Raw genomic sequence first — 20,349 nt, 5'->3', positions numbered from 1 at the left:
AGGGTTTGTCATGAAGTTAGCCATTGTTACCGCCTGCCCCAACGGCATGGTCACCAGTGTGCTGTGCGCCCGCTTGCTGGACGCCGCCGCACAACGCCAGGGCTGGAGCACCAGCGTGGAAGTGGTGGACGTGAACCACCCCGAGCGCGCCCTTTCCCAGGCCACCCTCGACGCGGCCGAATGGGTGTTGCTGGTCGCCAGTACGCCCGTGGACATGCAGCGCTTTGTCGGCAAGCGCGTGTACCAGAGCACTCCGGCCCAGGCGTTACAGGACGTTGAAGCGGTGCTGCAACGGGGCGCGCAAGAGGCCCAGTTGTACGTTGCCAGCACCACAGTGCCGACGGTAAAAAACGTGCCGCGCATTGTCGCCATCACCGCCTGCCCCACCGGCGTGGCCCACACCTTTATGGCCGCCGAAGCGTTGCAGCAGGCCGCCAAGGCCAAGGGTTACGACCTGCAGGTAGAAACCCAGGGCTCGGTAGGCGCACGTACGCCCCTGAGCGAGCAAGCCATTCGCGACGCCGACGTGGTGCTGCTGGCCGCCGATATCGAAGTGGCCACCGAGCGCTTTGCCGGCAAGAAAATCTACCGCTGTGGCACTGGCATTGCGCTCAAGCAGTCCGCCGCGATCCTCGATAAAGCCCTGGCCGAAGGCCAGCAGGAAAGCGCCGCCAGCGGTACGACGGCCAAACCAGAGAAAACCGGGGTCTACAAACACCTGCTGACCGGCGTGTCATTCATGTTGCCGATGGTCGTGGCCGGGGGCTTGTTGATTGCCCTGTCCTTCGTCTTCGGTATTCACGCCTACGAAGAGCCCGGCACCCTGGCGGCGGCCCTCAAAGCGGTCGGCGACCATGCCTTCACCCTGATGGTGCCGCTGCTCGCCGGCTACATCGCCTATTCGATTGCCGACCGTCCGGGCCTCGCGCCGGGGATGATCGGCGGCCTGTTGGCCAGCACCCTGGGCGCAGGTTTTATCGGCGGGATCTTTGCCGGGTTCCTCGCCGGCTACAGCGTCAAGCTGATTACCCGCGCGGTGCCATTGCCGCAGAGCCTGGAGTCGCTCAAGCCGATCCTGATCATCCCGTTGCTGGCGAGCCTGATCACCGGCCTGGCGATGATCTACCTGATCGGCCCGCCGGTGGCGCAGATGCTAGTGGGCCTGACGGACTTCCTCAGCACCATGGGCACCACCAATGCGGTGCTGCTGGGCATCCTGCTGGGCGGGATGATGTGCGCCGACCTTGGCGGGCCGATCAACAAGGCGGCCTACGCGTTCTCCGTCGGCCTGCTGGCCTCCCAGAGCGGCGCACCGATGGCCGCCACCATGGCCGCGGGCATGGTGCCGCCGATTGGCATGGCAATCGCCACGTTCCTGGCCCGGCGCAAGTTCGCCCAGACCGAGCGCGAGGCCGGCAAGGCCGCGTTGATCCTGGGCATGTGCTTTATCTCCGAAGGCGCCATCCCGTTTGCCGCCAAGGACCCGCTACGGGTGATCCCGGCCAGCATCGCCGGCGGCGCATTGACCGGTGCCTTGTCGATGTACTTCGGCTGCAAGCTGATGGCACCCCACGGCGGGCTGTTTGTGATGCTGATCCCGAACACCATCAACCATGCGCTGTTGTACCTGTTGGCGATCGTCGCTGGCAGCGTGCTCACCGGCTTGGTGTATGCCGTGATCAAGCGCCCCGAGGCCGTCGCCTGAATGTAGGTGTCGGCGCCTGTCATCTGTGCTTCATCCGCCCATGCTTTAGTTTTCCTTTTGCTGTGCAGAGGGAAAGCCATGAGCCACTTCAACCCCGGCCGTCGCCGGGTGATTCAGGGTGTCGGCGCCGGCCTGCTGTTGCCGGGGCTGGCACCGGCGGTGATCGCGTCGGTCAAGGACCGGCCGCAGTTGACCGATGGCGTGCAGTCCGGCGACTTGCTGGGCGACCGCGCCATGATCTGGAGCCGCTGCGACCGCCCTGCACGGATGGTGGTCGAGTGGGATACCCGCAGCCTGTTCAGCAACCCGCGCCGATTCATCTCGCCTTTGGCCGACAGCCGCAGCGACTTCACCGCCCGCGTCGAGTTGACCGGGCTGCCCGCCGACCAGGCGATTTTCTACCGTGTGCAATTTGAGGACGCGCAGACCGGCGTGGCCAGCGAGCCCTGGTTCGGCCACTTGCGCAGCGTGCCGCAACAGCGCCGCGATATCCGCTTTGTGTGGAGCGGCGACACCGTCGGCCAGGGCTTCGGCATCAACCCGGACATCGGCGGCATGCGCATCTACGAAGCCATGCGTCTGCGCCTGCCGGATTTTTTTATCCACAGCGGCGACACCATCTACGCCGACGGCCCGGTGCCGGCGCAACTGACCACCGAAAGCGGGCGTATCTGGCGCAACCTCACCACCGAGGCCAAGAGCAAAGTCGCCGAAACCCTGGATGAATACCGTGGTAACTATCGCTACAACCTGATGGACGAAAACGTGCGCCGCTTCAATGCCCAGGTGCCGCAGATCTGGCAATGGGACGATCACGAAGTGGTCAACAACTGGTCGCCTGGCAAGCAACTGGACGAGCGTTACCAGACCAAGGACATCACCACCCTGGTGGGCCGCGCACGCCAGGCCTGGCTGGAATACGCGCCGATGCGCTTGCAGGGCGCCGACCAGGGCGGGCGCATCTACCGCAAGCTCAGCTACGGGCCGTTGCTCGATGTGTTTGTACTCGACATGCGCAGCTATCGTGAGGCCAACGATGACAACCTGGGCGCTGCCAAACCGTTTCTGGGGCGGGCGCAATTGGACTGGCTCAAGGGCGGACTCAAGGCATCGAAGGCGCAGTGGAAGGTGATTGCCGCCGACATGCCTATCGGCCTCGGCGTGCCCGACGGCGAAGTCAGCCCCGGTGTGCCGCGCTGGGAAGCGGTGGCCAACGGCGACCCTGGCGCGGCCCAGGGCCGTGAGCTGGAAATTGCCGAGTTACTCGGTTTTCTGCGCGCGCAACAGGTGCACAATCATGTGTGGTTGACCGCCGATGTGCACTACTGCGCGGCGCACCACTACCACCCGGACCGGGCGGCGTTCCAGGATTTCGAGCCGTTCTGGGAGTTTGTCGCGGGGCCCTTGAATGCAGGGAGCTTCGGGCCCAATCCGCTGGATAAAACCTTTGGCCCGCAGGTGGTGTTTGAAAAAGCCCCACCGGCGCAAAACACGTCGCCGTTTGCCGGGTTCCAGTTTTTTGGCGAGGTGCAGATTGATGGGCAAACGGCGGAGCTGACGGTCACGTTGCGCGACCTGGATGGCGTGTCGGTATTCGAACAAAAACTCCAACCCACCTGACCTGAAATGCGCCCAAACCTGTGGGAGCGGGCTTGCCCGCGATTGCGATAGATCAGCCAGCCAATCGGTTACTGACAGACCGCCATCGCGGGCAAGCCCGCTCCCACATTTGGATGTGTGCGTGTCCAGAGATCGTAGACATCCCGCCGTTTGTGGGCTCCCAGTCTTCTTGATTTGGAGTGCTCCCACATTTTGATGGCTGTAGGTCAGTAGACATCCCGGCGGTAGCGGCCCTGTTCGATAAGGCGTTGCACCGCCTCGCTTCCCAGAACATCCACCAACACCTGATCCACCCCGGCCGCCATGCCCTGCAAACTCCCGCAGACATAAATCGCTGCGCCCTCGGCCAGCCATTTACGCAGTACATCGGCGGATTCGCGCAGGCGGTCCTGGACGTAGATTTTCTCGTCTTGATCCCGCGAAAACGCCAGGTCCAGCAACGCCAGGTCGCCACTGGCCAACCAGCCTTGCAGCTCGTTCTGGCAGTGGTAGTCATGGGCGATGTTGCGTTCGCCGAACAGCAACCAGTTGCGCTGCTGGCCATCGGCGATGCGCGCCTTGAGCAGGCTGCGCAAGCCGGCCAGGCCAGTGCCGTTGCCCAGCAGAATCATTGGCACAGGCTCCGTTGGCAGATGGAAGCCGCTGTTGCGCCGCAACCGCAGGCTGATCGCGGCACCCAGCGGCGCGTGCTCGGTCAGCCAGCCCGACCCCAGGCCCAGGCTGCCGTCAGGGTGGCGTTCCTGGCGCACGATCAGCTCCAGCACGCCGTCGCTGGCAATCGAGGCGATGGAGTATTCGCGCATGCCCACTGGCACCAGTGCCTCCACCAGGGCCTGGGCGTGCAGGCCGACCAGATGGGAGCGGTTGTCCGGCAATTGGCGGCTGGCCAGCACCTGTTCCAGGGGCCGCGCCAGGCCATCGACAAGCACTTCGTCCGTGCCGGCGATGCCCAGGCCATCGAGGAAATGCTCGACGGCCCACGGGCAATGGCGTGGCAGAATTTCCACCAGGTCGCCGGCCAGCCAGTCGCGCGGGGCGGGCGGGTTGAGGCCCAGCAGGTAGACACCCGTGCCGCTGCTGTCTGGGTTGAGCAGGGTACGCCGGCTCAGGGTCCAGCTTTCATAGTGGGCGCTGGCCCAGGCGGCCGGTGCATGGCCGGTGATCTGCCCCAGTTGGTGTTGCCAGTGCAGCAGGGCCTCCTGGTCGCCGCTGTCGACTTCGACCGGGGCGAACAACGCGTTGCCGCCCTGGTGGGTCAGCCAGAAGTGCAGGCGCCGGGCAAAGCCGCAGAAGTGCTGGTATTGGCGATCGCCCAGGGCCAGCACCGAGTAGTTCAGGCCCTGGAGAGAAAGGTCGCGCCCCAGCACGCTGCGTTCGAAGCCGCGCGCGCTGTCCGGTGCTTCGCCATCGCCGAAGGTACTGACCACAAACAGTGCGTGTTCCGACTGGCGCAAGTCCTCTTCGCTGACGCTGCCCAAGGGCTGGACCTTCACCGGCAACCCGGCGGCCTGCAACTGGCCGGCGGTCTGCCAGGCCAGTTGCTCGGCAAACCCGCTCTGGCTGGCGAAACCGATCAGCCAGGCCGGTGCATCGCTGTGGTTCTCGCCCAGGCCTTTACGGGCATCGCGCACCTGGCGCTTTTTGCGGCGGCGGTCCAGGTACAGCAACCAGCCGGTAATAAAGAACAGCGGCATGCACAGTGCAGTGACGGTAAGAATGATCCGCCCCACCAGGCCGAAATAACTGCCCACATGCAGGGCATAGATGCTGGTCAGCAACTGCGCCTTGAGGCTTTTGTCGCCATAGCGCTCGACGCTTTTGACGACGCCTGTGGCCGGGTCGAGGTTGATCTGGTTCAGCGCGCGGTCATGGGGCGAGCTCTGCAACAGGTAGTAGACCGTGGCCGGTTGCCCGGCGACAGGTGGCATACGGATGTTGTAGGCGCTCAAGCCCGGGCCGGCAGTGCTGTAGATGCTGCTCCAGATCGCCTCGTAATTGGCGATGGGCGCCGGGCCCGCAGGCGCCGGGCCGCGATTGCGCACCCGCTCGTTCTGTGGTGCATCGGACAGCAGCCGGGTCAGGCCTTTGTTGTACCACTCGTAGGACCAGGACAGCCCGGTAAGCGCGGCCAACAGATAGAACAGCAGGCACCAGGTGCCGAACACCGAGTGCAGGTCCCAGTTGAAGCTGCGGCCTTTCTTGCGCCAGTCCAGGGTCAGCCAGGCACGCCAGCTCGCCACCTGGCGCGGCCAGCGCAGGTACAGGCCGGAAAGGCAGAAGAAAATCAGAATCAGCGTACAGGCGCCGGTGATTTGCCGGCCGGTGTCACCCATGGGCGAGGAAGCGGTGCAGCTGCAGCATCAGGCCGAAAAAGTCCTGGCCGACGGCGTCGCCCAGGTAGTCGCCGGTGTACGGGTCGAAGTAGCGCATCTGCCCCCGGCGCTCGCCCGGTGGCGGGGTGAAGAACACCCGGGCAGCGTTGCCGCTTTCGCTTTCAACCCACAGCATGGCCACGGCCTTGCCTTCGGTGGCTTCGAGCTTGCGCACCAGTTCAGCGGGCGGCAGCACCCCGGCGGGTTGTTTTTGCACGGTCAGTACCGTGGGGTTGAGCGCCCGCAGGATTTCATCCTGGAACGAGTACGCGGCCCCGGTAATCCCCATCAATGCCAACACCAGCCCGGCGGTAATGCCGAAAAACCAGTGCAACTGGAACAGGGTTTTCTTCAACACGTCGGACGGCCTCGCTGAGCTGGATATGATTTTTACGGCGCGCATTATGCCGTGGGTGGTCGAGAAACTTTCTTTTTTACAGACGAAAGCCCCGGGCAGCCAATGCGCGGGGCTTTTGCATGAAACGTCTAGCGCCTTAGAAGTGGAAGCTGGTGGTCAACAGCGCGGTACGACCGGCTGCCTGGTTGGCGAAGTGCGCGCCATAGGCCTTGTCGTAGTAGGTCTTGTCGGTCAGGTTTTGCACGTTCAATTGCAGGTCGACGTTTTTGGTCAGCTTGTAACTGGCCATGGCGTCGTAGCGGGTGTAGGACGGCACGTAGACGGTGTTGGCCGGGTCGCCGTAGACGTCGTCCACATAGAACGCGCCGCCACCGACGGTCAGTTTCGAGGTGATGTCATAGGTGGTCCACAGGCTGAAGGAGTGCTTCGGCGTGTTGGGCATTTCGTTGCCTTTGTTGGAGCCCGCAGTCACCACGCCTTGGCGGTTGCCGTTTTTGCCTGGGTCCACCAGCTCGCTTTTCAGGTAGCTGTAGCCGGCGAATACCTGCCACTGCTCGGTGAGCTTGCCGCTGGCGGAAAGCTCCAGGCCATCGACCCGGGATTCGCCGGCATTTTCATAGGTGTTGGAGTTCACCAGGATGCGCGCGTTTTTCTTCTCGGTGCGGAACAGGGCAGCGGTCAGGGACAGGCGGTCGTGGAACAGATCCCACTTGGTGCCCAGCTCGTAGTTGACGGTTTCTTCCGGCTTCATGTCGCTGGTGTTGATGCCGGTTGGGATGGCGTTGGAGTCGACACCTTCACCCACCAGGCCGCCAGCGGGCGAGGCCGAAGTGGCATAGGAGGTGTAGATGCTGCCGTTTTCCATCGGCTTCCAGACCAGGCCGGCCTGCCAGTTGAAGAACTGGCTGTCGTCTTTGAGCTTGGTACGGCCGGTGGCTGCGTTGGTGTTGGCGACGGTGTCGAAGGTGTCATAACGCAGGCCAACGTTCAGCAGCCACTGTGGATCGAGCTCGATGGTGTCGAACACGTACGCGGCGCGGCTGGTGGCCTTGGTGTTGGTGCCCATGTAGTTGCGGGCGACGCTGCCGGTCCAGGCGTCGTCCGGGTTCGGGTTGCCCAGCGAGGTGCATTGGCCGCCGCTGTTGCCGACCTTGCCAGGTGTGCAGCCGCCGGTAGGGTTGCCGTTAGGGCTGACGGTGTAACCGCTGACACGGGTTTCTTCCCCGGTAAATTCCAGGCCGGTAGAGTAGCTGTGCTTGAAGCCCAGGGCCTGGAAGCTGCCAAACAGATCGGTCTGGTTGGTGGTGGTCGTGGTGGTCGACACACGGCTATTGGCCCGGCGCCAGACGGTGCCGAACTGGTTGACGTTGAGTTTGCTGTCGTCCGGCTGAGTGAGGACGTAATCCTGACCCGTACTGCCATGACGCAGGGTGTTCTTGATCGTCATGTTGTCGTTCAGGTCGTGCTCGATGGAGAACGTACTGATATCGGGCGCGGGTCTTGCGGAAGTCGCGATCCTTGAGGCCGTAGAAGTTGCTGCTGTCGCCGCCGTCGGTAGGCTTGTCGTGACCATGGGCGGTGGCTGCGGCGGAGCTATAGCCATAAGGAATACCCGAATCCGGCAGGTCGTTGCTTTCCATATGGTAGTAGCTGAGGTTGACGCGGGTCGGGGTGCCCAGGCCAAAGGTCAGCGACGGTGCCACGCCCCAACGGTCGTAGTTGACTGCGTCGCGGCCGGCCACGTTCCTGCTCGTGGCTCATCAGGTTCAGGCGGAACGCGGCGCTGTCGAGGAACTGGCGGTTGACGTCGAGGGCATAGCGACGGGTCTGGTCGGAGCCGTAGGTAAAACCGCCGTTGAGGAAGTCCCGTGCTTGTGGGGTTTTGCTCACCAGGTTGAGGCTGCCACCGGCCGAGCCACGGCCACCGAACGAGGAGTTGGGGCCCTTGCTGACTTCGATGGACTCGATATCGAAAATTTCCCGGCTCTGGCCGCCGGTGTCACGCACGCCGTCCAGGTAGGTGTCGCCCTGGGCATCGAAGCCGCGGATGAACGGGCGGTCGCCCTGGGGGTTGCCGCCTTCGCCAGCACCAAAGGTAATGCCCGGCACGGTGCGCAGAGCGTCCTGCAGCGAGGTGGCGGCAGTGTCCTTGAGTACCTGCGCCGGTACCACGGTGACGGAGCGCGGGGTGTCGACCAGCGGCGCGGTGTATTTCTGCGAAGAGGCGTTTTCGGTCTGGTAGGAGGTCGCGTCCTGTTCCTGGCCGGTGATGCTGGTGGCTCCCAGGGAAATGCTGTTGCGCTCGCCTTTTTGTTCGGTCTCTTCGGCCGCTTGCGCCATGTGGGCGACGGAGCTGGCGCTGATGGCCACGCCAATGGCCGAGGCCAGCAAGCGCGGTGAACTGTTTGGTGTTTTTGTAATGTGGCGCGACATGAAATTCCCTACCCCAAGGATGTTAGGGCGCGAAATATATTGTAAACAATTATGCATAGCAATTGAGAGGCATTGCTATTTGCATCCTGTTTACAAAATTTACACTTCGGGAGTTACGGTTTTTGCGGGCTCATACGTCTGCCCGTCGGATCAGGGTTTTACAGCGCCAATAGTAATCAATACCATTGGCGCCCCTCTGATCTCAGGTAACGCCCCATGCTGCTGCATATTCCCGGCCTGTTCTCCCGCGACGAGGTATTGCGCATCCGCGAAGCCCTGGAGCAGGCGGACTGGGCTGACGGCAAGATCACCGCCGGTCATCAGTCGGCCAAGGCCAAGCACAATCTGCAATTGCCGGAGGGCCATCCACTGGCCAAGGAAATCGGCGCGGCGATGCTCGAGCGCCTGTGGCAAAACCCGCAGTTCATGTCGGCGGCGCTGCCGCATAAAGTCTTCCCGCCCCTGCTCAATTGCTACACCGCCGGCGGCAGCTTCGACTTCCATATTGATAACGCCGTACGCCAGCCCAAGGGCAGCCACGAGCGGGTACGCACTGACCTGTCCTCTACGCTGTTTTTCAGCGACCCGGATGAATACGACGGCGGCGAACTGGAGATCCAGGACACCTTCGGCCTGCAGCGGGTCAAGTTGCCGGCCGGCGACATGGTGTTGTACCCAGGCTCCAGCCTGCACAAAGTCAACGCCGTGACCCGGGGCGCGCGCTATGCCGCGTTTTTCTGGACCCAAAGCCTGGTGCGCGAAGACAGCCAGCGTACGTTGCTGTTCGAAATGGACGGTGCGATCCAGCAACTGAGCCGTGACGTACCGGACCACCCGGCGCTGATCCAGCTCACCGGCACCTATCACAACCTGTTGCGTCGCTGGGTCGAGGTCTGAGCATGGCTTTTCACTTGCGCCGCGAAGAACGCCTCGACGGCGAACAACTGCGGGCCATGCTCGATGAATCACCGGCCCGCGCGGCCCAGGCGATCCTGATGGCGGCGAAGGAGGGCGTGCTCGATGCCCAGGCGCTGCTGGGGCAAATCCTCCTGGAAGGGCGCGGGATCGAGCGCGATGAAGCGCTGGCCCTGCGCTGGTTCCGGATCGCCGCCCAGGGCGGCCACTTGATGGCGCGCAATATGGTGGGGCGCTGCCTGGAGCATGGTTGGGGTTGCGCCGCCAATGAGCGGGCGGCTGCCGGGGAGTACCGCCAGGCGGCAGAAGCCGGGTTGGATTGGGGGCTGTACAACTACGCCAACCTGCTGGCCACCGGGCGCGGGGTGACGCAAGACCAGCAGCAGGCACTGGCCTGTTATCGCCAGGCTGCCGAACGGGGGCATGCCAAGTCGATGAACCTGTTGGGGCGTTACCTGTAAGAAGGGCAGTTCTGTGCGCAAGACGTGCCCGCAGCGCTTGAGTGGTATCGCCGCTCGGCGCAAGGTGGGGATTTTCGCGGGCAGTTCAGTTATGCGGCCATGCTGGCTGAGCATGGGCAGATCGAAGCGGCGCTTGAGTGGTTGCACAAGGCACTGGAGGGCGGGAATCTGAAGTTCTTGCGGGTGGCCCATAAAGCGCTGGCAGCGGCCAATGATCCGCAGATTCGCGCCATGGCCGATGCCTACCAACAACGCGCAGAGGAATTGCAGGAGCCGGCAAGCCGGCTCCTACGGGATCAGACGTAGAAGGATTTCAGCGGCGGGAAACCGTTGAATTCAACTGCGCTATAGCTGGTGGTGTACGCACCCGTCGACAGCCAGTACAGGCGGTCACCAATGGCCAGGTTCAGAGGCAGGCCGTACTTGTAGTTTTCGTACATGATATCGGCGCTGTCGCAGGTAGGACCGGCGATCACCACTTCTTCCATCTCGCCCTTTTTCTCGGTCCAGATCGGGAACTTGATGGCTTCGTCCATGGTTTCGATCAGGCCGGAGAACTTGCCCACATCCGTGTACACCCAACGCTCGACGGCGGTGCGGGATTTACGGGCGACCAACACCACTTCACTGACCAGGATCCCGGCGTTGGCGATCAACGAACGGCCTGGTTCCAGGATGATTTCCGGCAGCTCGTCACCGAAGTCTTCCTTGAGGAAGCGGATGATTTCCTCGGCGTAGGTTTCCAGGCTGTTGGTGCGGGTGATGTAGTTGGCCGGGAAGCCACCGCCCATGTTGATCAGCTTGAGGTGGATGCCGTCTTCTTCTTTCAAACGCTCGAAGATCACCTTGACCTTGGCAATGGCGGCGTCCCACACGCTGATATCACGCTGCTGCGAACCCACGTGGAACGAGATGCCGTAAGGCACCAGGCCCAAATCGCGGGCGAGGATCAGCAGGTCCATGGCCATGTCGGTCTGGCAGCCGAATTTGCGCGACAGAGGCCAGTCAGCCGTGGTCGAGCCTTCGGTGAGGATGCGCACATAGACTTTCGAGCCCGGCGCGGCCTTGGCGATGTTGCGCAGGTCGGCTTCGGAGTCGGTGGAGAACAGGCGCACGCCCTTCTCGTAGAAGTAGCGGATGTCCTTGGATTTCTTGATGGTGTTGCCGTAGCTGATACGGTCGGCGCTGACGCCGCGGTCCATGACCTTGTCCAGCTCGTAGATCGAGGCGATGTCGAAGCTCGAACCCTTGTCTTTCAACAGGTCGATGATCTCGACAGCCGGGTTGGCCTTGACGGCGTAGTACACCTTGGCGAATTCGAAACCGGCGCGCAGGTCATCGTAGGCCTGGCTGATCATCGCGGTGTCGATCACCACGAACGGGGTTTCTTGCTTGTCGGCGAACGCCTTCATTTTGTCAAAAGTGGCGCGCGCGAAATAATCTTCGACGTTGATCGACATGCTGGGAACTCCTAAGGGCAAACTGAAATTAACAATGGGTGCAAATGAACGTCCTCCGTATCCCCACTTTGGTTCGCCTACTTCCCAAGGCATGTCGCCGAAAGCAAAAAGGCCACGGGATAAGCTTCCCTTGGCCTTGCTGTCTCGTCGTCAGTACTTGAGCCGGATGGATCGTTTCCAGCATGGACGTTCGGCGCGAACTTTAGGGCGTGAGGGGCTTGAGATCAACTAAAAATGTCGCGTTTTTGCACGCGTTCGTCGCGTGACCCAGTTCAGCTACTTATGTAACCGACCGGTGTGACGGATTGATGTTCCCCAATGAGGAGGAATCAGGCTATTTCCTGACACCCAGCAGAACTAAATGCGGGAGCGGGCTTGCTCGCGAAGGCGGTGGGTCAGCACCCATTCAGAGACTGACACACCGCTTTCGCGAGCAAGCCCGCTCCCACAATTTTGACCGAGTGGTGTCAGGCCAGTGCAGTCTCGGCAGGCGACACAATACTGGTCTTGCCCCCACGGGACTTACCAGAGCTCAGGTACTCGGCAATCGACTCCTGGGTCACCTCACCCAAAAACACCCGCTCGGCATCCATCACCGGCAGCCACGAGCGGTTGAACTCGTACATGCGCGACAACAGGATGCGCAAGTGCTCGTCAAACGCCGCCGTGGCGTTGAACTCGCGCAGGTATTGGGCGCAGGTACCCGTCTGACGATGCAGGTCGCGACGTCGTACATAACCCAGCGCCTTGTTCTCGGCGCAGGTGACCACCACATAGCGGCGGTCATGCTCGTCCATCAGCTCCAGGGCATCGGCCACCGGGGTTTCCGGGCTGACCGACGGGGCGTTGTCCGCCGCGTCTTCGGCCTTGACCAGCAGCAGGCGCTTGAGGGTGCTGTCCTGGCCGACAAAGTTGCTGACAAACTCGTCGGCGGGATGGGCCAGCAGAGTGTCCGGGTGGTCGATCTGCAACAACTTGCCGGCGCGGAAGATGGCGATTTTGTCGCCCAGCTTGATCGCCTCGTCGATGTCATGGCTGACCATGATCACCGTCTTGTTCAGCGCGCGTTGCATCTCGAAGAACTCGTTCTGGATCATCTCGCGGTTGATTGGGTCGACCGCGCCGAACGGCTCATCCATCAGCAGCAACGGCGCGTCGGCCGCCAGGGCGCGGATCACGCCGATGCGCTGTTGCTGGCCACCGGACAGCTCGCGCGGGTAGCGGTGCAGATACTGCTTGGGTTCGAGCTTGATCATGCTCATCAACTCGCGGGCGCGGTCGTGGCATTTCTGCTTGTCCCAGCCCAGCAGCTTGGGCACGACCACGATGTTTTCCTCGATGGTCATGTTGGGAAACAGGCCGATCTGCTGGATCACGTAGCCGATATTGCGGCGCAGGGTCACTTCATCGAGGTCGGTGGTGTCTTCGCCGTTGATCAGGATCTTGCCCGAGGAGGGCTTGATCAGGCGGTTGATCATCTTCAGCGTGGTGCTCTTGCCGCAGCCCGAGGGACCGAGGAACACGCAAATCTCGCCTTCATTGACAGTCAGGCTCACGTCGTTAACGGCGGTGACAGTCTTGCCGTTGCTTTGGAAGGTCTTGGACAGGTTTTGAAGTTCGATCATTTGAGCAATCCTTTTGGAGTCAGCGAGCGTTGCAGCCATTGCAGAAGCAGGTCGGCGAAGATGGCCAGGAGACTGACCAGCACGGCGCCAACGATCAGCATCGACATGTCGCTGCGGCTGATGGAAGCCAGAATAAGTACACCCAGGCCACCGGCGCCGATGGTGGCGGCAATGGTCATTACACCGATGTTCATCACCACGGCGGTGCGCACCCCGGCGAGGATCACCGGCACTGCAATCGGCAGCTCGACCATGCGCAGGCGCTGGCCGAAGGTCATGCCGATGCCTTTGGCGGCTTCGCGGATGCCCGGCTCGACGCCGGTCAGGGCCAGGTAGGTGTTACGCATGATCGGCAGCAGGGAGTAGAGGAATACGGCGGTGATCGCCGGCATCGGCCCCAGGCCCTGGCCAAATTTGGAGTAGAACGGCAGCAGCAGGCCGAACAGGGCAATCGATGGCACCGTCAGCAGCACCGTGGCACTGGCTTGCAACGGGCCGGCCAGGGTCGGGAAGCGGGTCATCAGCACGCCCAGGGGCACGCCTACGACGATCGCGAGGATCACGGCGATCCCGACCAGGGTGATGTGCTGCCAGGTCAGGTGCAGGACTTGGGCCCAATCAAGATGGGAAAAGGCGTTCAGAAATTCCATGTCTTCTCCTCTTTTAGTTGAGTGGGTGCTGGCGCAGGAAATCAGCGGCTACAGCCGATGGGCTTTCATGGTCGACGTCGACCCGCGCGTTCAGCTGGCGCATGGTTTCATCGTCGAACAGCGCTGCCAGTGGCTTGAGGTCGGCGGCCAATTGCGGGTGGGCATCCAGATAAACCTGACGCACCACGGGGGCTGCGGTGTAATCCGGGAAGTAGTGCAGGTCATCTTCCAGCAGCTTCAATTTGAAGGCATTGAGGCGACCGTCGGTGGTGTACACCAGGCCGGCAAATACCTGGCCATTGCGCAAGGCGGTGTAGACCAGACCGGCGTCCATCTGCCGGGTGTTCTTGCGGGTGAGGTTCATGCCGTACAGCTTGACCATGCCGGCCATGCCGTCGGAACGGTTGGCGAACTCGGTGTCCAGGGCCACCAGGCGGTTTTCATGGGTTGTCTCGGCCAGCGCCTGGGTCAGGTCGCTGATGGTGTTGATCTGCGGATACTCCTTGGCCACGTTTTCCGGCAGGGACAGGGCGTAGGTATTGCTGAATTTCGACGGCGACAGCCAGACCAGGCCTTTTTTTGCGTCGAGTTCTTTAACCCGTGCGTAGGACTGTTCGCTGTCGAGCTTCTCGTCCACATGGTTGTAGGCCACCAGGGACACGCCGGTGTACTCCCAGATCAGGTCCAGTTGCCCGCTTTCCTGGGCACTGCGCGCCAGGTTGCTGCCCAGGCCGCCGGTCACGCGGGTGTCGTACCCCTTGGTGCGCAGGTACTGGGAGGTGATTTCGGCGAGCAGGGTCTGTTCGGTGAAGACCCGGGCGCCGATGCGGATCAGCGGTTTTTCAGCAGCTTGCGCAATGCCTGCAAACAGCAGGACGCAGCTCAGTATCAAAGTCAGTTTTTTCATGTGAATTCCTTTGCCAAGCCTTAAGACGGACGCAACCCGCGTTCCAGCCAGAGGCGGCTGGCCATGGTCACCAGACCGTCAAGCAGCAATGCCAGCAGCGCGGTGCACGCGGCGCCGAGCAGCAATTGCGGCTGGTTGTTCAGGGCGATGCCGGGGAAGATCAGGCTGCCCAGGCTATTGGCGCCAATCAGGAACGCCAGCGGTGCGGTGCCGACGTTGATTGCCAGGGCCACACGTACGCCACCGATAATGATCGGCACGGCGTTGGGCAATTCGACGCGAAACAGCACCTGGCGTGGGGTCATGCCGATGCCGACGGCGGCTTCCTTCAAGGAACCCTGCACGTTTTTCAGGCCTTCGTAGGTATTGCGCACGATGGGCAGCAAGGAGGCGAGGAACAGGGCGAAGATGGCCGGGCCACTGCCGATGCCGAGGACGCCGAGGGCGATGGCCAGTACGGCCAGGGGAGGGACGGTGTTGCCGATGTTGAAGATCTGCATGAAGCGTTCTGCGCGCCCGACCATATTCGGTCGGCTGAGCAGGATACCGGCGGGGATCCCTACGATCAGGGCAGCCAGCATGGAGACAAGTACAAGAATCAGGTGAGCTTGCAGGTAAAACAACAAATCGTCGCGGTACAGTTCGATCGTGTTGATGCCGATCCAGTGGACCAGCAGGGCCAGGAGAGCGACGACAACCGCTCCTCCTATCAGCCCTTTGCCATAGCGAATAGCCACAGGCGGACTCCTTTTTTCTTTTGTCGGCGAACACATTTCCGAGCGGCAATGCCATTCCTGGCTGTCGGCGAATATGTTCGCGAAAAGCAGCTCGCCGATACCGGCAACGCGGTATGCGACCAAGCCATGAGCGCAGCCTCGTCAGGCTAACTTGCTGATTTTTCAGCCCCTGTTCCGAGTGCGGTAGCAGGGGAGTGGACGTCTCTACCTTTTAAAAGGTTCCATACTTGGCAGCATTTAGCCACCCCCCAATCGGGTGAACGGTGGTCCGGCTCCCTGGGTTTGCGCTATACTCGCCGCCCTTTTTTGACTCACCTGCCAGGCGATTTCCCATGACCCACCAGGCCGCCGAAGTCGCGAAACGCCGCACTTTCGCCATTATTTCCCACCCCGATGCCGGTAAAACCACCATCACCGAAAAGCTCCTGCTGATGGGCAAGGCGATCGCAGTGGCCGGCACGGTGAAATCCCGCAAATCCGATCGCCATGCCACCTCTGACTGGATGGAGATGGAGAAACAACGGGGTATTTCCATTACCACGTCGGTCATGCAGTTCCCCTATCGCGACCACATGGTCAACCTGCTCGACACCCCGGGCCATGAAGACTTCTCCGAAGATACCTACCGCACCCTGACCGCGGTGGACTCGGCCTTGATGGTCCTCGACGGCGGTAAGGGCGTCGAGCCACGCACCATCGCGCTGATGGACGTGTGCCGCCTGCGCGATACGCCGATCGTCAGCTTTATCAACAAACTCGACCGTGACATCCGCGACCCGATCGAACTGCTGGATGAAATCGAAGCCGTCCTGAAGATCAAGGCCGCGCCGATCACCTGGCCGATTGGTTGCTACCGCGACTTCAAGGGCGTGTACCACCTGGCCGACGACTACATCATTGTCTACACCGCCGGCCACGGTCACGAACGCACCGATGTGAAGATCATCGAGAAACTCGACTCCGATGAGGCCCGCGCCCACCTGGGTGACGAGTACGAGCGCTTCGTCGACCAACTGGAACTGGTGCAGGGCGCCTGCCACGCGTTCAACCAGCAGGAATTCCTCGACGGGCAACTGACCCCGGTGTTCTTCGGTACCGCCCTGGGCAACTTCGGCGTCGACCACGTACTGGATGCGGTGGTCAATTGGGCACCGAAACCACTGGCGCGGGTTGCCAACGAGCGTACCGTGGAGCCGGTTGAAGAGAAATTCAGCGGCTTCGTGTTCAAGATCCAGGCGAACATGGACCCCAAGCACCGCGACCGTATCGCCTTTATGCGTATCTGCTCCGGCAAGTACGAAAAAGGCATGAAGATGCGCCACGTACGCACCGGCAAGGACGTACGCATCGGCGACGCCCTGACGTTCTTCTCCTCGGAGCGTGAGCAACTGGAAGAAGCGTTTGCCGGCGACATCATCGGTTTGCACAACCACGGCACCATCCAGATCGGCGACACCTTCACCGAAGGCGAAGCCTTGAGCTTCACCGGTATCCCGCACTTCGCCCCGGAACTGTTCCGCCGCGTACGCCTGCGCGACCCGCTGAAATCCAAGCAACTGCGCCAAGGTCTGCAGCAATTGGCGGAAGAGGGCGCCACCCAGGTGTTCTTCCCCGAGCGCAGCAACGACATCATCCTCGGCGCCGTGGGTGTGCTGCAGTTCGATGTGGTGGCCAGCCGCTTGAAAGAGGAATACAAGGTCGAATGCTCCTACGAGCCGATCACCGTGTACTCGGCACGCTGGATTGATTGCAGTGACAAGAAGAAGTTGGAGGAGTTCTCCAACAAGGCCGTGGAAAACCTCGCCATCGACGGCGGTGGCCACCTGACCTACCTGGCGCCTACCCGGGTGAACCTGGCGTTGATGGAAGAGCGCTGGCCTGATGTGAAATTCCGTGCGACCCGCGAACACCACTAAGGGTTAGCGGTATAAAAAAAGGCGGAGCTGTGATGGCTTCGCCTTTTTTTGCGGTAGATTACCGGGTGTTGGGGCCAACTTTAAGTTGTTTAAGGGACAGTTCAGCACCGGCCATTAGCGTTTCAACTTGTGCGGCTATTGCATCTTTGACAATGGCTTCGCCCACATCAGTGATTTCCTGGTCCTTTATGTAGTTCAGGCTCAAAAACAATAAGTGCATGGCAACATCCATCGAACTTTGAAATGCCAGCAATGTATTGTTTTTCCCCAGTTCATCGACCACCCTTCCCCAACGCAGGTCGGATTCAACCTGCAAGGCCTTGAACTCCATCAGCGACACGTCGCCGTCCTCGTAGATATCAGACAGCAGCTTTTTCAGAGATTTTGAAATTTCTCTCATGACAGTTCTCGCAAAGAATATAGGAAGTTGTAGCTGGCGGACTTTATTCTTCTGAGATTGCGTTGCGCAATTGCGGAAACATGGTAGTTACAAGTTGCGGAAAGTTTGCTTTGTTGGTGGGCGATAGTGCTGTTTTTAATGTCGGACTTGTCGTTGGTTTGCTCGCGAATAAACGGTAATTGCTAACGCTTAATTAAAGGTAACACCCACTGGTGGCGAGGGGATTTGTCCCCTCGCCAAAGTGTCCAGATACAGCTGACTATTCAAAGACCTTCAATAGCATGGCCCTTAGAACGAAGCCGTCACCGACGCAAAGTAAGCCCGACCCGGTTCGTTATACGTCTGGGCACCGGCATCGTCAGCATTGCCTTTGCGATACAGGCGCTTGTCCAGCAGGTTCTCGATGCCCACGCGCACACTCAGGTTCTTGGTGAACTCGTAGCCGCTGCTCAACCCCATCAAACCGTACGGGTCCACATCCTGTTGGGCGCTGCGATCATAGCGGTTGGCGCTGCGGGAGTTGAGGGTCGGCGCCTCCTGCTTGCCGTAGTAGGTGCCGCTGACCTGGAACGACAGCTTGTCGGTGGCCTGCCAGTCCAGGGTGGTGTTGACCGTGTACTTGGGAATGACGCTCAGCGGTTCGCCGGTGTCCTTGTCCTTGGAGTCGATCATGTAGGTCAGGTTGGTGTTCCAGTCCAGGTCGTCGCGCAGGGTCATGAACAGGTTGCCCTCGACCCCCTGCACCAGTGCCGCCCCGCTGTTTTCCCACTCCAGCACGCGGCGCCCGCCGTCCAGGCGGTAGGCGGCGGTGTTGCTGGCGTTGATTTTGTTCTTGTAGTCATTACGGAAGTAGGTCGCGCTGGTGCGCCAGGTGCCTTTGTCATAGGCCAGGCCGATTTCCTTGTTGACGCTGATTTCCGGTTTCAGGTCCGGGTTACCCACCAGGTAGCAGCCGCCGGAGTTGGCTTCGCTGGCGTTGCAACCGTTGCCACGGCTGTACAGCAAGTAGTTGGGGTTGGACTGGTACAGGTTGGGCGTCTTGTAGGCGCGGGCAATACCGCCCTTGAGGCTCAGCTCATCGGTCAGTTGGTGCGAGGCGTTGAGGCTCGGGCTCCAGTTGCCGCCGTACTCTTCATGATCGTCGTAGCGCAGGCCGGGGGTGATGATGGTCTTGCTGCCGACTTCGATGTTGTCCTCGGCGAACAGCGCATAGCTGGAGGCCGTGGTCTTGGTGCTGCTGCGGCTCATCCCCGGAATGCTCGGTACGCCACCTGTGCCAGGGTCGTAGCTTTGTGGGCGCAGCGACCCCGGATCGTTCATCGACTCGTAGAGGTATTCGCTGCCCAGGGTCAGCACCTGCTCGGTGCCGAAACTCAGGGGCAGGTTGACCTCGGCCGTGGCCCGGGTGTTGCGCAGCCGCGATTCGAAACGGCCAGCGGTGGCGGAGGGCGCGCCCTCGCCGGAACCCGCCAGGCCTTCGTTGAGGCGTGCGTTGCGGGTCAGGTCGTGGCTCAGCGATGCCATGGTCGAGCCCCAGTCGAACTCGCCACGGTGGGTGGCGGAGAAACTGCTGCGCTGGATCACGCTGGTTTCCTTGCCGACCAGGCTGTTCACGAATACACCGCCGCCGTTGAGCATGGTGTCGCCGGCGAAGATATTGCCCTGACGGCTGTAGCTGGCTTCCAGGTCCAGGGTCTGCTCGGGGGTGAATTGCCAACTGAGCAAACCGTTGACGTCCTTGTTGCGCACACCCTCGCGGCCGGCGACCAGCGAGTCTGCGCTAGCCTGCTCGGCCTGGTTGATGGTGGAGTCATCGGCATCGGTCTTGTTCAGGCCGCCATACACCCGGAACGCCAAGGTGTCGCTCAACGGGCCGCTGAGGTTGAAGTTGGTGCGTTTGCTCATGCCTTCGGCATCGTCTTCGGGCAGCGACACGTAGGTGGTCAGCGAGCCGTGCAACTGGTCGGTGGGGCGCTTGGTGATGATGTTGATCACCCCGCCCATGGCCCCGGAGCCGTAGCGAGCAGCCGCCGGGCCACGCAGGATTTCAATGCGTTCGACTTCTTCGGCCGGCACCCAGTTGGTTTCGCCACGGGTGTCACGGTCGCCGCTCCAGCCGTAGCGCACGGCGTTGCGCGAGGTCGAGGGCTTGCCATCGATCAGGATCAGGGTGTTTTCCGGGCCCATGCCGCGCAGGTCGATCTGGCGGTTGTTGCCTCGGCTGCCGCTGGAGCTGTTGCCACTGAGGTTGACGCCCGGTTCACGGCGGATGATGTCCGACAGGTCGTTGGTCGGCGGGCGTTTCTTGATGTCTTCGGCGGTGATGATCGACACGCCGGGGGCTTGTTTGAGTTCTTCGGCAGCGGTGCCCAGGATTCGTGTTTCGCTCAACTCCAGGGCTTGGGAGGTGCCGTCGACGGGCAGGTCGGTAGCGGCTACCGGCACTTTGCCGTGTTCTCTTTCCAAGGTATCCGCCAGCAGTGCGGGAGACGAGAGGGCGGCGATAAACGCCAGGGAGAAATGGCTGAGCCTGAATCGAGGTGACATGTCCGCAGAATCCTTTAGGGAAGGTGGCAACTGAGCGAGATGCACCAGAACTGCCTTCCAGCAGGATTCGGCGCCCTCTGTGCGCCGGAATGCTAGTCATTATCAAATACAAGTAAATGTCATTTACAACTTTTACACTTTGCTAAAAACAAAAAAGCCCCTCCCGCCAGACTGATGCGCAATCTGGCGGGAGAGGCTGTACAACGCTGTATCGCCCTGTGGGAGAGGGCTTGTGTGGGATAG

General features: G+C 61.4%; 11 protein-coding genes and 3 pseudogenes. 5 read left to right on the top strand and 9 right to left on the bottom strand.

Annotated features, from left to right (window positions below):
* Positions 1–10 precede the first annotated feature (10 nt).
* Positions 11–1,705, top strand: a complete 1,695-nt coding sequence (locus tag PSH80_RS22620; RefSeq protein WP_057958413.1) for a PTS fructose-like transporter subunit IIB — start codon at positions 11–13, stop codon at positions 1,703–1,705.
* A 78-nt stretch (positions 1,706–1,783) separates the two neighbouring features.
* On the top strand, positions 1,784–3,325 hold the full coding sequence (locus tag PSH80_RS22615; protein ID WP_115129017.1) for an alkaline phosphatase: 1,542 nt from the start codon (positions 1,784–1,786) through the stop codon (positions 3,323–3,325).
* Positions 3,326–3,531: 206 nt separating this feature from the next.
* Here PSH80_RS22615 and PSH80_RS22610 read toward each other — a convergent pair.
* Together PSH80_RS22610 and PSH80_RS22605 are read right to left on the bottom strand one after the other, a co-directional pair.
* Positions 3,532–6,055, bottom strand: a pseudogene (locus PSH80_RS22610) (PepSY domain-containing protein).
* Between the two features lie 136 nt (positions 6,056–6,191).
* A pseudogene (locus PSH80_RS22605) lies at positions 6,192–8,488 on the bottom strand (TonB-dependent receptor).
* 216 nt (positions 8,489–8,704) lie between these two features.
* Between PSH80_RS22605 and PSH80_RS22600 the strand changes: the two are divergent.
* Positions 8,705–9,385, top strand: coding sequence for a Fe2+-dependent dioxygenase (locus PSH80_RS22600; RefSeq protein WP_057441033.1), 681 nt, complete (start codon positions 8,705–8,707; stop codon positions 9,383–9,385).
* A 2-nt stretch (positions 9,386–9,387) separates the two neighbouring features.
* Positions 9,388–10,170, top strand: a pseudogene (locus tag PSH80_RS22595) (tetratricopeptide repeat protein).
* On the opposite strand, the gene PSH80_RS22590 reads toward PSH80_RS22595, so the two are convergent.
* The 5 genes from PSH80_RS22590 to PSH80_RS22570 all read right to left on the bottom strand — a co-directional run bounded on the left by PSH80_RS22590 (position 10,161) and on the right by PSH80_RS22570 (position 15,279).
* The gene (locus PSH80_RS22590; protein WP_032861941.1) at positions 10,161–11,324 is read right to left on the bottom strand and encodes a type III PLP-dependent enzyme; all 1,164 of its coding nucleotides are present in this window, start codon (positions 11,322–11,324) and stop codon (positions 10,161–10,163) included. The pseudogene PSH80_RS22595 and the gene PSH80_RS22590 overlap by 10 nt on opposite strands.
* Before the next feature lie 467 nt (positions 11,325–11,791).
* Positions 11,792–12,949, bottom strand: a complete 1,158-nt coding sequence (locus tag PSH80_RS22585; protein ID WP_104910916.1) for a betaine/proline/choline family ABC transporter ATP-binding protein — start codon at positions 12,947–12,949, stop codon at positions 11,792–11,794.
* Positions 12,946–13,599 (bottom strand): ABC transporter permease, encoded by a 654-nt coding sequence (locus PSH80_RS22580; protein ID WP_027604864.1) that lies wholly within the window; start codon positions 13,597–13,599, stop codon positions 12,946–12,948. The genes PSH80_RS22585 and PSH80_RS22580 overlap by 4 nt, the downstream gene beginning before the upstream one ends.
* A gap of 13 nt (positions 13,600–13,612) precedes the next feature.
* Positions 13,613–14,506 (bottom strand): glycine betaine ABC transporter substrate-binding protein, encoded by an 894-nt coding sequence (locus PSH80_RS22575; protein WP_305418365.1) that lies wholly within the window; start codon positions 14,504–14,506, stop codon positions 13,613–13,615.
* A 20-nt stretch (positions 14,507–14,526) separates the two neighbouring features.
* Positions 14,527–15,279, bottom strand: coding sequence for an ABC transporter permease (locus tag PSH80_RS22570; protein WP_233092015.1), 753 nt, complete (start codon positions 15,277–15,279; stop codon positions 14,527–14,529).
* Between the two features lie 296 nt (positions 15,280–15,575).
* Between PSH80_RS22570 and PSH80_RS22565 the strand changes: the two genes are divergently transcribed.
* Complete coding sequence (locus PSH80_RS22565) at positions 15,576–17,159, top strand: peptide chain release factor 3 (RefSeq protein ID WP_120734153.1); 1,584 nt, start codon at positions 15,576–15,578, stop codon at positions 17,157–17,159.
* 58 nt (positions 17,160–17,217) lie between these two features.
* Here PSH80_RS22565 and PSH80_RS22560 read toward each other — a convergent pair whose 3' ends face one another.
* Both PSH80_RS22560 and PSH80_RS22555 read right to left on the bottom strand, forming a co-directional pair.
* A complete protein-coding gene (locus tag PSH80_RS22560; protein WP_057958422.1) occupies positions 17,218–17,559 on the bottom strand; it encodes a hypothetical protein in 342 nt (113 codons plus the stop codon).
* A 288-nt stretch (positions 17,560–17,847) separates the two neighbouring features.
* Positions 17,848–20,106, bottom strand: a complete 2,259-nt coding sequence (locus tag PSH80_RS22555; protein WP_057438048.1) for a TonB-dependent siderophore receptor — start codon at positions 20,104–20,106, stop codon at positions 17,848–17,850.
* Positions 20,107–20,349 lie beyond the last annotated feature (243 nt).

It is taken from the genome of Pseudomonas sp. FP818 (genome assembly GCF_030687335.1).
GTDB classification, from domain to species: Bacteria; Pseudomonadota; Gammaproteobacteria; order Pseudomonadales; family Pseudomonadaceae; genus Aquipseudomonas; species Aquipseudomonas shahriarae.
The sequence above is the reverse complement of the archived record's forward strand: the minus strand, read 5'-3'. Positions and strand labels throughout refer to the sequence as shown.